Origin of the sequence: Streptomyces sp. DG1A-41 (genome assembly GCF_037055355.1) — a bacterium.
Taxonomy (GTDB): Bacteria; Actinomycetota; Actinomycetes; order Streptomycetales; family Streptomycetaceae; genus Streptomyces.
This window is the reverse complement of record NZ_CP146350.1, coordinates 8,439,637-8,452,375: the sequence shown is the minus strand read 5'-3', so window position 1 is coordinate 8,452,375 and position 12,739 is coordinate 8,439,637. Positions and strand designations below refer to the sequence as shown.

The following is a 12,739-nucleotide window of genomic DNA, read 5'->3' as shown; positions in this document are numbered from 1 at the left end:
ACGGCCGCACCCGCGCCGGCACCGACCGCGAGGTGCCCGCCGCGTTCTACTAAGGGCTTGCAGATAGGACTAACTAACAAAAGTGGTGGGCTTGACCTGGTCAAAGATCCGTGTCGTGCACGAGGCCGCTGGGTAGCGGGACGCGGTCAGCCGCGTAATCGCAAGCGATAAACCCGGCGACGTCGGCGATCAGGCCCGGGATAATGGTCGCCCATGGATGAGGTCAAAGTCGTCGTCGCCCATTCCGAGCGCGCGACTCTGCGCGTCGGCGACGTGTTCCTGAAGGTGGACGCCGATCAGGCGCGCATCGACGTCGAGGTCGAGGCGATGTCCCTCGCGCCGGTCCCGACCCCGGAGGTCCTGTGGCGCAAGCCGCCCGTGCTCGCGACCGCCGCACTCCCGGGCACGACGCTTGGGCGCCTCGGCGGGCCGTCGACCGGGTCGCCGGCGGCGTGGGCCGCGGCGGGCGCCGCCATCCGGAAGCTGCACGACGCGCCGCTGCCGCCCCGGCCGGGCCGGGCCGGCCGGAGCATCGACGAGTTGACGAAGGAGCTCACCGACGAGTGCGAGTTGCTCGTGACGAACGGCGTCCTGCCAGCCGACCTGGTCACCCGCAACCGCCAAGTCGCCGAGGCCGCGCTGCGGCCGTGGACTCCGGCGTTCACGCACGGCGACCTGCAGATCGCGCACGTCTTCGTCGACGGCGACGAGGTCACCGGCATCATCGACTGGTCCGAGGCGGGCCAGGGAGATGCCCTGTACGACCTCGCCACCTTCATACTCGGACACGAGGAACACCTCGAGGACGTCATCGCCGGCTACGGCACCGACATCGACCTCGACGTGATCCACGCGTGGTCGTCGTTGCGCAGCCTGCTGGCAGTTCGCTCGCTGATCGAGCAGGGCTTCGACCCCTTCGCGCCGGGCTGTGAGGTCGACGTGCTGAGATCCCGGATGTGAGGCCGCGCGGGCCCGACTGCCCGTATGCGTTCTGACGCGTCGAGCACGCCATCCCCTGGGGCGCATCGCCTGCCCTTACCCTCCACAAAGTGCGGTGCGCAGTCGTCGCCAGCAGATGACGGCGCAGCCGAGGGTGGAGAACGCGTGGTGGAGGTCGTCGCGGATCTCCCAGCGGATGCGCAGGCGGCGGAACCAGTGCAGCAGCGCAATCGTTCCTTCCACGACCCAGCGGTACACGCCCAGGCCGGAGCCGTGTCCGGTGCCGCGCCGGGCGAGGTGCGGGGTGATCTGGAACCGGCGGACCTTGCCCCGGTAGACCTCGTGGTCATAGCCGCGGTCGGCGTCCAGGTGCTTGGCGCGGCGCAGTGGCTGGCCGCGCTTGCCGCGGATCGGCGGGACGGCCTGGATCAGCGGGATCAGGCACGTCTGGCAGCACGCGCGCGTGGTCCCGGAGGGTTCCGCCTCTCTGGTGTGTTCACCCGACCGAGTAGGGCCCCGGCATGACGCCTGTACACAGTCCGGGATGGGCCAGGGCTGTGGCCCGGGCTGGGCAGATTGCTGCAGCGCATCAGCCCCAGCCGTGTGCACCGAGCGGCACTGGGACTTCGTCGGTATCCGCGGTGTCCTCGCCGTCGTCCTCCGGGTGTTCGCCCAGCAGACGGGCCGACCGAAGGCCAGGCCGGGGCCGCGACGAAGGCCCCGACCGGCTGACCGGTCGGGGTCCTGAAGTCCGCGAGGGCTACTTCGTGGCCGTCACCCGCAGTGGCGCGAGATCCGGGCTCGGCGCGGCCCCGGTGCCGCCGGACAACGGCTGCGCGGTCGTGGTCCGCGGCGCCACGCCCTTGTTGTACGGCGTGTAGACGTAGCGGGTGCCCACGCCGATCGCCGCACCGATCTTGGGGATGACGGAGGCGTCGACCGATCCCGAGCCGCCGAAGGCGGCCACGTGGTACATGCTCGACGACATCCGCATCAGGTACCGCTTGGTGTCGTACGACAGCGAGGTGACGTCGGTCCACAGCAGCGGGCCGTAGGTGGTCATCGCCGAGGACGCGGAGACACCGCCCCGCCAGCTCCCCACGGAGGCCACGGCGGCGTTCGACGGCAGCGACCACCACAGGTCGGCGAGCCGCATGGCGTTCGACTGCGGCGTAGAGCCGGCGACCCGGTAGTAGCTGTACGAGCCGGGCCAGTTCGGCATCTTCCCGGCCTTGTACGCCTTGGTCAGCGCCGACTCGGCGTCGGTGCCCACCGTGATGATCTTCGTCGTGCCGGGACTGTACTTGTTGAGGTACCCGTAGACCGACGCGGTCATGGTCGAACCGTCGGTCAGCAGGACGGTCGCGGTACCGGCGGAGCCCATGGAACCGGCGGCGGAACTCGCCGCGAGGGCGTTGTGGTAGTCGGTGCCGGTGGCGAGGAAGACGTACTTCGGCGTGCTGGTGATGGCCTTGGCCACGGCCACCGAGGTCGAGTAGCGCGAGACGTCGGACAGCCGCTTGGCCACGTACCCGAGCGAGGTCACCTTGGACGCCACCGCGCTGCTGAGGATCTTGGTGCCGCCGACCAGGTACACCGTCCTGCCCTTGGGCAGCATGCGCTTGAGCTCCGTCTGCACCGAGGAGTCCAGGCCCGTCCCGGAGGTCATCAGCACCGGCCCCCGCTTCTTGCCGGCCAGCGATGTCGCGGTGGTGGCGTAGGCCGCGTCGGACTTGCTGATGAGCACGGCCGCGTTCGCGTTCGGCAGGCCGGTTGCGCCGGCGCCGACTGTGTTCCAGGTCCACTTGGACGACGCGATGTTGGTGTCGTAGGTGTCGGAGCCGTAGACGCGGGAGATCGCGTTGTCCCTGAGCGGCTGCCAGGCCACGTCGGTGCCGGTGCCCTGGGGCACCTGCGTCTGCGTGCCCGTGCCGAGGTCGTGGATCCACACCTGGGGTCCGCTGGGGACGTCGGGGTCGCCGGAGACGAAAACGTCGTACGCGATCCGGTTGCCCTGCGGCGACCAGGCGGGCCGGTTGTGGTCCACGGCGTCCGTGGTGAGCTGGGTGAGCCCGGTGCGGTCGGTGTTGACCTTGAAGAGCTGCCTGTGACCGTCGACCGACCGTGTGAAGGCCACCGACCGGCCGTCCGGGGAGATGCTCGGGTCCTTCGCGTCGTCGGCCAGCTTGGTGAACGCCCCGGAGCGGCCGTTGTAGACCCAGACGGCCGGGGCGCCCGCGGTCCCGCAGCTCGTGCCCGTGCGTACGAAGGCCAGCATGCCGTTCACCGCGCCGCTGGGCTCGGAGTCGCAGCCGTCGACATCGGTGCCGAACAGGGCCTTCGGCGTGCGGGTGCCGTCGGCCGCGGTCAGCCGCAGCCTGCTGCTGGCCGTGAAGACGATGTCGCCGCCGCCGTACCAGAAGGTCGGATCGGCAGGATGCCAGCCACTGCCCGACGGCATGGCGATGTCGACGCCGGTGTCCTCGGAGTCGGCCCATGCCGTGCGGATGTGGTCGTCGTAGTGGTTCACGAAGGCGACCTGGCTGCCGTCGGCGGACCAGGCGCCCTGGTCTCCGGTCGGGTGGAACTGGGACCACGATGACCCGTCGGGACGGACGGACGCCATCTGGCCGCCGACGTCCGTGTAGAGCAGCTTCCCGTCGGTGGCCGGCCAGTTGCCGGGAACGGCGGCGGCCGACCCGGGAAGCGCGGCGACGAGGCCCGCCGCGAGCGCGGCGGCAGTGGTGAGCGCCGCGGATCTGCGGCGCGTACGCAGGTTCAATGTGCCCCCTCAGTGAATGGATGGCTGCCGATCCCCTCCCCCAAGGCGAATGGACGGCTTCACGTTCGTCCGCACGACAGCGGCGAAACAGTAGCCGCAGGTCACGACCGCTGTGAAGGCGGGGGCTCCGGGCATTGCTGGCCGAAGACCAAGCGGCCAAGACCTGCGGTCGGCCGGCGATGCGTGTCGCCACCTCGCTCCGCGGCTTCGGCTGACGTACGACGACGCCCTTTCGGAAGGAAGCGAGCCCACCGGTACCACCCCGAGGACATGAGTCTCACAATGTGGGCCGTCGGCTCATTTCGGTGGCCGTAGAGCATCCGGTCTGACACGGCAGCTTGGTTCGTGAAACGTTGTCGGCGTACTCGCGAAAGTACTCAGCCGCGTACAGATGAACGTACTTACTGATCTTTTCGTAAGTTCGGTGGGTGTGGTGGGCGGATGGTCAGGCCGGTATGGGCGAGGAATGACCATGGCAGTCGGGGGTTGGCGTTGATGCGGTGGATGCCTTGCTCGGTGGTGTCGGCGACATCGGCGAGGTGGTCGCCGGCGAGGTTGGCGAGTTCATGCTTCTTGAGCGAGGACCACAGCAGTTCCAGCGGGTTCAGCTCGGGAGCGTAGGCGGGTAATCGTTCCAGGGCGAGCCAGTCCCGTTCGTCGGCCCAGGCCCACATCGCCCGGCTCCAGTGGGCGGACAGGCCGTCCCAGACCAGGACCGCTCGCCCGCCGCGGTAGAACACCTTCCTCTGCTGAAGGACCTCGATGAGTCCGGCGGTGTCGTGGCTGCCGGGCTTGAGGCGGAAGCACAGGCGGGCCCCGCGGTCGGGGTCGGTGGAGTGGTAGCCCAAGGCCCCGGCCATTGACGCGCGTTTCCAGTTCAGGCGGTGCCGCAGGAGCGGAGTCCGTCCTCGGGGCGAGTAGGTGCGGCGGATCTGAGGGAGCAGAAAGACGCCTGTTTCGTCGAGGAAGACGATGCAGGCCCGTGTGTTCACGGCCCCCTTTTTGACGCGCGGCCACTCGTGCGCGATCCAGCGGGCGATCTCCGACTCGTTCCGCTCGACCGCCCGCAGCTCGGGCCGTTGCAGGCTCCATCCGAGCCGGCCGGTCAGCAGCCGCCACACCGACGCCCTCGACAACACCACCCCCGTCGCCCGGGTGACGACCGCGCCGACTCGTTCCAGGGTCCACGGGTCGGCCTCGAAACCATGAGCCCGGGCACCTTGCTCCAACGCGGCCCGGACCATCTCGACCTGGGCGTCGTCCAGCTTGGGTGGGCGTCCGGTAGCTGCCCGTCGCCGCAGAGCCGAAGCCACCGCCTTGCTCCCACACCCGCCGCCAACGCCGCACACTCTCGGCACACACCCCCACCGCCCTCGCGATCTCCGCATGCGAAACGCCGTCCTCGAACAACTCGACTGCCCGAACACGACGCGCCTGCGCCAACCGAGGCCGCGACAAAGGAGGAAGGGAGAAGCCGGCAACCGAAGGGGAAGGTTGACAAGCCACCCCGACAGCCTCCCACCCACACGCCCACCACACCCACCGAACTTACGAAAAGATCAGTAGGGTTCGTCCGGCGGATCGTGGGCCGAGCCAGGGCCGGACCGAGGCGAGGGCCGGCCAGTGCCCTAATCGTGTTGACCGCCCCGGCAGGCAGTGCTGGAGTCGGCACGTGGACAGCATCCCCGCCAACCGGCGGCTCTGGAACCAGATCAGCAGCGCCTACCAGCACGAGCACGACCCGCAAATCGGCGCCACACCCCGGCTGTGGGGCATGTACTCCATCCCCGACGCGCATCTGCACGCCCTGGGCGACGTCACCGGCAAGCGCGTCCTCGAACTCGGCTGCGGCGCCGGCCAGTGGTCCAGGGCGCTCGCCGCCGAGGGCGCCACCGTGGTCGGGCTCGACCTGTCCGAAGCCCAACTCGCCGCAGCGGCCAGCGCGATGGGAGCCGCCCGCTACCCGCTGGTGCAAGGCGCCGCCGAACAACTCCCCTTCGCCGCCGACAGCTTCGACCTGGTGTTCTGCGACTTCGGTGGGCTCAGCTGGGCGCCCCCGCACCTGGCCGTCCCGCAGGCCGCACGCGTCTTGGGCCGAGGCGGACGCCTGGTGTTCAACGTCGCCAGCCCGTGGTTCGAAGCTTGCTACGACGAAGCCGCCAGTCGCGTGACCACGACGCTGCAGCAGGACTACTTCGGGCTGAACACCATCGCCGAAGACGACGGCGCGACCAGCTATCAGCTCACCTACGGCGACTGGGTCAAGGTCCTGCGCGGCGCGGGTCTCATCATCGACGACCTTATCGAGCCGCGGCCCGAACTCGGAACACTTAACGGCTACAACGAAACCGACCCACCCGACTGGGCACACCGCTGGCCGGCGGAACTGCTCTGGGTAACCCACAAACCGTAAGTTCCGCCGCGTCGAGACGTGAAGGCATCCCCTCGCCGGACAGCACACCTAGCCTCCTCCGGCCCGGGCTCGAGGGCCCGTCAGAAGCGCGTGCTGAACGCACGCCTGGGCCCCACTCCGGCACCACGTCCCACTCGTGCGGCGTCAGGTCCGGCAGCAGCCGGTCCACCTCCAGCGGTTCGGCCCGTTCCCGTCGGTGCAGCGGACAGGTACGCAGGTGGGAGGCGAGTACCGGATGCGCCGATCCGTCACGTCCCGCCAGGAGCACCGAGCGGCCCGGTTACGAGCCCTGCTTGTCGGCGAAGCCGGTGAGTCAGGATCAACAGCGCGGCGTTGACCGCCCGTCCGGTGTCGGTGATTCCTTGTCGGGGAGGTGGTCCTGCGCCCACACGGCCAGGGCGGCCAAGGGGATGAGGAAGGCGGTGCCGTGCCGGGTGGCGAACATACCGGCGCCGATGCACAGCATCGTGGCGTAACTGCCGTAGTGATTGCGGTCCTTGAGCAGGCGCAGCGGCATCATCGGCTCCGAGACGCGCGACTGCAGGACCAGGAACACGGCCAGGAGTGCGACGGCCGCCCCGAAGGAGACGAGCGTGAGGCCGTCCGTCCAGCCGTGCTCGCCGCCGCGGGTGATGCCGTAGACCAGGGCGATCAGACCGCCGGTGCCGGTGATCGCGCCGGGGGCGTCCGGGGCGGCGTTCGGCTTCGACGAGAGTCCTGGTCCCGCCGAGGACGGCCAGGCCGATCGGGAGCCGACGTGCACCCTGGGTCGTCGTCGCCGGTTCGGCTCGGCCTCGTGGAACACCTCCCGGGTGACCGGTGCGACTTCTTCCTGGCCGAAGGGCACGCCGTGCGGCGGGAGACGGGCGCGGTCCGCTGCCGGCTGCGGTTCCGGCTGGGGTGACCCACGTCTCTGCCTCCGTCAGAGTCCCGTCAAGGGCGGGCGGGCCGCCGTCAGAGTCCCGTCAACGACGGCCGAATCCAGTCATGGGGGCGGTTTCCTCTTGACCGTCCCTTCCGGATCGAACCTCACTCCAGGAGTTCCCGATGGCCGATGTGGCCTTCGTCGTCGCCACGATCGCGGTGTTCGCGCTGGTGGCTCTCGTCGCCAAAGGGGTGACGAAGCTGTGACCGCCGAGAACATCGTCGGCCTGGTCGTGGCCGTCGCCCTGCTGGTTTATCTCGTCCTCGCCCTGATCTTCCCGGAGAGGTTCTGAGACAAGCGATGGGTCCCGTACTTGCCGGCGTGCTCCAGCTGCTGGCCCTGATGGCGGCGCTGGCGCTCGCCTACATCCCCCTCGGCACCTACATGGCCAGGGTCTACTCCGCCGACCGGCACTGGCGCGTCGAGAGATGGATCTACAAGGGCATAGGCGCCAACCCCGACACCGAGATGCGCTGGCCGGCTTATCTGCGCGGCGTGCTCGCCTTCTCGGTCGTCAGCGTCCTCTTCCTCTACCTCCTCCAGCGTCTCCAGGGCGTCCTGCCCGGTTCACTCGGCTTCTCCTCGATCACCCCGGCGCAGGCGTTCAACACCGCCGCGTCCTTCGTGACGAACACCAACTGGCAGTCGTACTACGGCGAGCAAACCATGGGGCACGTCGTGCAGACCGCCGGGCTGGCCGTGCAGAACTTCGTCTCCGCAGCTGTCGGCATGGCGGTCGCGGTCGCCCTCGTGCGCGGATTCGCCCGGTCGCGGGGCGGTGAGCTCGGCAACTTCTGGTCCGACCTGGTACGCGGTGTCACCCGCATCCTGCTGCCGGGGGCCGCGATCGCCGCGGTGGTGCTGGTGGGGTGCGGCGTCATCCAGAACTTCTCCGGCATCCACGAGGTCGGGCAGTTCATGGGCGGCTCGCAGCAGTGGAACGGCGGGGCGGTCGCCTCGCAGGAGGCCATCAAGGAGTTCGGCACGAACGGCGGCGGCTATTTCAACGCCAACAGCGCCCATCCCTTCGAGAACCCGACCCCGTTCACCAACCTGTTCGAGATCTTCCTGCTGCTGGTGATGCCGTTCGCCCTGACCCGGACGTTCGGTGTGATGGTCGGCAGCGTGAAGCAGGGCTACGCGATCCTCGCCACGATGGTCACCATCTGGGTCGGCTTCGTCGCCCTGATGATGTGGACCGAATTCGCCCACCACGAGGGGGCGTTGCAGATCGCGGGCGGGGCGATGGAGGGCAAGGAGGTCCGCTTCGGCGTCGGCTCCTCGTCGATCTTCGCCGTGTCGACGACGCTCACCTCGACGGGCGCGGTGGACTCCTTCCACTCCTCCTTCACCGGCCTCGGCGGCGGTATCACCATGCTCGGCATGATGCTGGGCGAGATCGCCCCCGGTGGTACCGGATCCGGCCTCTACGGCATGCTGATCATGGCGGTTATCGCGGTGTTCATCGCCGGCCTGATGGTCGGCCGCACGCCCGAGTACCTCGGCAAGAAGATCGGCACCCGCGAGATCAAGCTCGCCGCCTGCTACATCCTGATCACTCCGGCACTGGTTCTGATCTTCACGGCGGCCTCGATGGCCCTGCCGACCCCGCCGCACTCCATGCTCAACTCCGGGGCGCACGGGTTCTCCGAGGTGCTGTACGCCTTCACGTCCGCGTCGAACAACAACGGCTCGGCGTTCGCCGGTCTGAACGCGAACACCGACTGGTACAACACCATGACCGGACTCGCGATGCTCCTGGGCCGCTTCCTGCCGATGGTGTTCGTCCTGGCACTCGCGGGCTCGCTGGCCGAGCAGCAGCCGGTGCCCATGACCGCGGGCACCCTGCGCACGGAAAAGCCGCTGTTCACCGGACTGTTGGTGGGCGCGATCCTGATCATCACCGGTCTGACGTACTTCCCGGCCCTTGCCCTGGGCCCGCTCGCCGAGGGGCTGGCGGCATGACCACCGACACGCAGAGCCACGAGGACGCCATGTCCACTGCCACTCCGACCCTGGCGCCGCACAGCGACGTCCCCACCGCCCACAAGTCCCCCGAAAGCCGCGTCGGCGCGGGCTTTTTCGACCCCAAACAGCTGGTGAGGTCGCTGCCGGACGCCTTCCGCAAGCTCGACCCGCGGGTGCAGGTCAAGTCGCCCGTGATGTTCGTGGTGTGGATCGGGTCGGTGCTGACCACAGTCTTCTCCTTCAAGGACCCGGGTGACTGGTTCGGCTGGGCGATCAGCGCCTGGCTCTGGCTGACCGTTGTCTTCGCCAACCTGGCGGAGGCGGTGGCCGAGGGCCGCGGCAAGGCGCAAGCCGACACCCTGCGCAGGGCGAAGACCGACACGGTCGCCCGGCGTCTCGTCCAAGACCGTGAAGAGCGGGTCGCCGGCACGGAGTTGAAGGTCGGCGACCTGGTGGTGTGCGAGGCGGGCGACATCATCCCCGGCGACGGTGATGTCGTCGAAGGCGTCGCATCGGTGGACGAGTCAGCCATCACCGGAGAGTCGGCCCCGGTCATCCGTGAGTCCGGCGGCGACCGGTCCGCGGTCACCGGCGGCACCAAGGTCCTCTCCGACCGCATCGTGGTCAAGATCACGACCAAGCCGGGCGAGACCTTCATCGACCGGATGATCAACCTGGTCGAGGGCGCCGCCCGGCAGAAGACCCCCAACGAGGTCGCGCTGAACATCCTGCTGGCGTCGCTCACCCTCGTGTTCCTGCTCGCGGTGGCCACGCTGCCGCCGTTCGCGGACTACGCGGGCACGCACCTGACGATGGTCGTGCTGGTCGCACTGCTCGTCTGCCTGATCCCGACCACGATCGGCGCGCTGCTCTCCGCGATCGGCATCGCGGGTATGGACCGGCTGGTGCAGCGCAACGTGCTGGCCATGTCCGGCCGTGCGGTCGAGGCCGCCGGTGACGTCTCCACGCTGCTGCTGGACAAGACCGGCACCATCACCCTCGGCAACCGGCAGGCGGCGGAGTTCCTGCCGGTACGCGGTACGGCCGAAGCCGAGCTGGCGGACGCCGCCCAGCTGTCGTCGCTGGCCGACGAGACCCCGGAGGGCCGCTCCATCGTCGTACTCGCCAAGGAGAAGTACGGCCTGCGCGAACGCCACCAAGAGGAACTGGCCGGCGCCGAGTGGATCACCTTCACCGCCCAGACACGCATGTCCGGGGTCGACGTCGACGCCAAGAAGATCCGCAAGGGCGCGGCCGGTTCCGTCATCGCCTGGGTCGAGGAGCAGGGTGGTTCGGTCGCCGAGGATGCCGACGAGATCGCCGACCGAATCTCCGAGGCGGGCGGCACCCCGCTGCTCGTCGCCGTCCAGGACCAACAGGGCGCACGCGTGCTGGGCGTCATCCACCTCAAGGACGTCGTCAAGGACGGCATGCGCGAGCGGTTCGAGGAACTGCGCCGCATGGGCATCAAGACCGTCATGATCACCGGCGACAACCCGCTGACGGCCAAGGCGATCGCCGAGGAGGCCGGCGTCGACGACTTCCTCGCGGAGGCCACGCCCGAGGACAAGATGGCGCTGATCAAGCGGGAGCAGGCGGGCGGGAAGCTGGTCGCGATGACCGGCGACGGCACGAACGACGCCCCGGCTCTCGCGCAGGCGGACGTGGGCGTGGCGATGAACACGGGGACGTCGGCCGCCAAGGAGGCCGGCAACATGGTCGACCTGGACTCCAACCCGACCAAGCTCATCGAGATCGTCGAGATCGGCAAGCAACTTCTCATCACCAGGGGCGCGTTGACGACGTTCTCCATCGCCAACGACGTCGCGAAATACTTCGCGATCATCCCGGCGCTGTTCGCGGCCGTCTACCCGGGCCTGGACAAGCTCAACATCATGGCGCTGTCCTCGCCGGACTCCGCGATCCTGTCCGCGGTCGTCTTCAACGCGCTGATCATCATCGCGCTCGTGCCGCTCTCCCTGAAGGGTGTGCGGTACCGGCCGGTCAGCGCCGACAAGCTGCTGCGGCGCAACCTCGGCATCTACGGCCTCGGCGGACTGATCGCCCCCTTCATCGGCATCAAGCTCATCGACCTGCTCATCTCCCTCATCCCCGGGCTGTAATTCTCGAAAGGCGTGCTGATCGCCATGAGCAACTCCCTTACGAACACCGCCCGGTTGCTCGGAGCGGGCCTGCGCGCCCTGCTCGTGCTGACGCTGGTGACGGGCGTCGTCTACCCGCTGGTCATCACCGGCATCGCCCAGGGGCTGTTCCCTGACAAGGCGAACGGCTCCGAGATCAAGGCGGACGGCAAGGTCGTCGGCTCGTCCCTGATCGGGCAGTCGTACAACCTGCCGCTCAAGGAGGGACAGAAGGCCCCGGAGCCCGACCTGAAGTGGTTCCAGGGCCGCCCGACGGGCGGCCTGGGCACGAACAGCGTGAACACCCGGTACAAGCTGCTGCTGTCCGGCGCCACCAACCTCGCCGCCGACAACAAGGAGCTCATCAAGCAGGTGGAGGCAGCCAAGGCAGCGGTCGTCGAGGACAACTCCGTACCCGGCTACACGGTCAAGCCGTCGCAGGTGCCCGCCGACGCGGTCACCTCCTCCGCCTCCGGCCTGGACCCGGACATCTCACCGCGGTACGCCGACCTCCAGGTCCACCGCGTCGCCGCGCGGAACGGCCTCCCGGCCGCCGAGGTGCAGAAGATCGTGGACGAGCACACCGAGGGCCGTACGCTCGGCTTCATCGGCGAACCCCGTGTGAACGTCCTGGAACTGAACATCGCGCTCAAGGACCTCGTGGCCAAGAGCCGATGACGATGCGGCACAGGCGGGAGTCGGCGCCCCGGGAGCGATCCCCGGCCGGGCCGGCTCCGCCGTCCCGCAGCCGAGGAAGGCAACGGCAGCGCATCCCGCACCCGCGGCCCCCGTACGAGAAGGACCACGTACGAGAAGGACCACGTATGACAGGAAGGCACACACCCATGACCCGGGTGCTCGTGGTGGAGGACGACCCGCAGCTCATACGGGCCCTCGTGCTCAACCTGGAGGCACGGCGGTACGGAGTCGACGCCGCCCCCGACGGTGCCACCGCCCTGCGGCTGACCGCCGACCGGCAACCGGACGTGGTGATGCTCGACCTCGGCCTGCCCGACATGGACGGCGTCGACGTCATCAAGACCCTGCGCGGCCGGACCCGCGTCCCGATCCTCGTCCTCTCCGCCCGCCAGGCGTCCGACGAGAAGGTCGCCGCCCTGGACGCCGGCGCGGACGACTACATCACCAAACCGTTCAGCATGGACGAGCTCCTGGCCCGCCTGCGGGCCGCCGTCCGCCGCACCGAGGACACACCCCTCGCCCACGAGACGACCGTTGTCGAGACCGATGACTTCACCATCGACCTCCTCGCCAAGAAGGTCGTGCGCGGAGGCCGCGACGTCAGGCTCACCCCGACCGAGTGGCACCTGCTGGAGATCATGGTCACCAACCCCGGCCGCCTGGTCACGCAGAAGCACCTGCTCCGGGAGGTGTGGGGTGTCTCCCAGAGCAACAAGACCAACTACCTGCGCGTCTACATGGCCCAGCTGCGGCGCAAACTGGAGAAGGACCCCTCCCACCCCCGCTATCTGATCACCGAGCCCGGCATGGGCTACCGGTTCGAAGTCTGACGGAGCGACGAGGGACAGCCCGCCGCAAGAGTCGGGCAACCC

General features: G+C 68.9%; 10 protein-coding genes and 1 pseudogene. 7 read left to right on the top strand and 4 right to left on the bottom strand.

Annotation, left to right across the window (positions count from 1 at the left end):
- The first annotated feature begins 213 nt into the window (after positions 1–213).
- Positions 214–960, top strand: a complete 747-nt coding sequence (locus V8690_RS39050) for a phosphotransferase (RefSeq protein ID WP_338784752.1) — start codon at positions 214–216, stop codon at positions 958–960.
- A gap of 75 nt (positions 961–1,035) precedes the next feature.
- On the opposite strand, the pseudogene V8690_RS39045 reads toward V8690_RS39050, so the two are convergent.
- From V8690_RS39045 to V8690_RS39035, 3 genes and pseudogenes are all read right to left on the bottom strand, one after another.
- Positions 1,036–1,386 (bottom strand): annotated as a pseudogene (locus tag V8690_RS39045) (IS5/IS1182 family transposase); the annotation flags it as partial.
- 313 nt (positions 1,387–1,699) lie between these two features.
- Entirely contained in the window at positions 1,700–3,721 is a 2,022-nt protein-coding gene (locus V8690_RS39040; protein WP_338784751.1) for a cell wall-binding repeat-containing protein, read from the bottom strand.
- Between the two features lie 401 nt (positions 3,722–4,122).
- Complete coding sequence (locus V8690_RS39035; protein ID WP_338784750.1) at positions 4,123–5,034, bottom strand: IS630 family transposase; 912 nt, start codon at positions 5,032–5,034, stop codon at positions 4,123–4,125.
- A 359-nt stretch (positions 5,035–5,393) separates the two neighbouring features.
- Here V8690_RS39035 and V8690_RS39030 point away from each other — a divergent pair, with 359 nt between their 5' ends.
- Positions 5,394–6,134: a class I SAM-dependent methyltransferase gene (locus tag V8690_RS39030; RefSeq protein ID WP_338784749.1), complete on the top strand. Its 741-nt coding sequence runs from the start codon at positions 5,394–5,396 to the stop codon at positions 6,132–6,134.
- 319 nt (positions 6,135–6,453) lie between these two features.
- On the opposite strand, the gene V8690_RS39025 is transcribed toward V8690_RS39030, so the two are convergent.
- Positions 6,454–6,897, bottom strand: a complete 444-nt coding sequence (locus V8690_RS39025) for a hypothetical protein (RefSeq protein WP_338784748.1) — start codon at positions 6,895–6,897, stop codon at positions 6,454–6,456.
- 364 nt (positions 6,898–7,261) lie between these two features.
- Between V8690_RS39025 and kdpF the strand changes: the two genes are divergently transcribed.
- From kdpF to V8690_RS39000, 5 genes are all read left to right on the top strand, one after another.
- On the top strand, positions 7,262–7,351 hold the full coding sequence (kdpF, locus tag V8690_RS39020) for a K(+)-transporting ATPase subunit F (protein ID WP_338784747.1): 90 nt from the start codon (positions 7,262–7,264) through the stop codon (positions 7,349–7,351).
- Positions 7,352–7,359: 8 nt separating this feature from the next.
- Positions 7,360–9,024 carry a potassium-transporting ATPase subunit KdpA gene (kdpA, locus tag V8690_RS39015; protein WP_338784746.1) on the top strand — a complete coding sequence of 555 codons (1,665 nt, stop codon included), beginning with the start codon at positions 7,360–7,362 and terminating at the stop codon, positions 9,022–9,024.
- Positions 9,021–11,150: a potassium-transporting ATPase subunit KdpB gene (kdpB, locus tag V8690_RS39010; RefSeq protein WP_338784745.1), complete on the top strand. Its 2,130-nt coding sequence runs from the start codon at positions 9,021–9,023 to the stop codon at positions 11,148–11,150. Before kdpA ends, kdpB begins: the two co-directional genes overlap by 4 nt.
- A gap of 24 nt (positions 11,151–11,174) precedes the next feature.
- Positions 11,175–11,846: a potassium-transporting ATPase subunit C gene (locus V8690_RS39005; RefSeq protein WP_338784744.1), complete on the top strand. Its 672-nt coding sequence runs from the start codon at positions 11,175–11,177 to the stop codon at positions 11,844–11,846.
- 167 nt (positions 11,847–12,013) lie between these two features.
- Complete coding sequence (locus V8690_RS39000) at positions 12,014–12,697, top strand: response regulator transcription factor (protein WP_338785620.1); 684 nt, start codon at positions 12,014–12,016, stop codon at positions 12,695–12,697.
- Positions 12,698–12,739 lie beyond the last annotated feature (42 nt).

Bases quoted from the DNA above. Each gene is read 5' to 3' on its own strand.
- kdpB (WP_338784745.1), top strand. From the start codon at position 9,021: ATGACCACCGACACGCAGAGCCACGAGGACGCCATGTCCACTGCCACT.
- V8690_RS39000 (WP_338785620.1), top strand. From the start codon at position 12,014: ATGACCCGGGTGCTCGTGGTGGAGGACGACCCGCAGCTCATACGGGCC.
- V8690_RS39050 (WP_338784752.1), top strand. From the start codon at position 214: ATGGATGAGGTCAAAGTCGTCGTCGCCCATTCCGAGCGCGCGACTCTG.
- V8690_RS39005 (WP_338784744.1), top strand. From the start codon at position 11,175: ATGAGCAACTCCCTTACGAACACCGCCCGGTTGCTCGGAGCGGGCCTG.
- kdpA (WP_338784746.1), top strand. From the start codon at position 7,360: ATGGGTCCCGTACTTGCCGGCGTGCTCCAGCTGCTGGCCCTGATGGCG.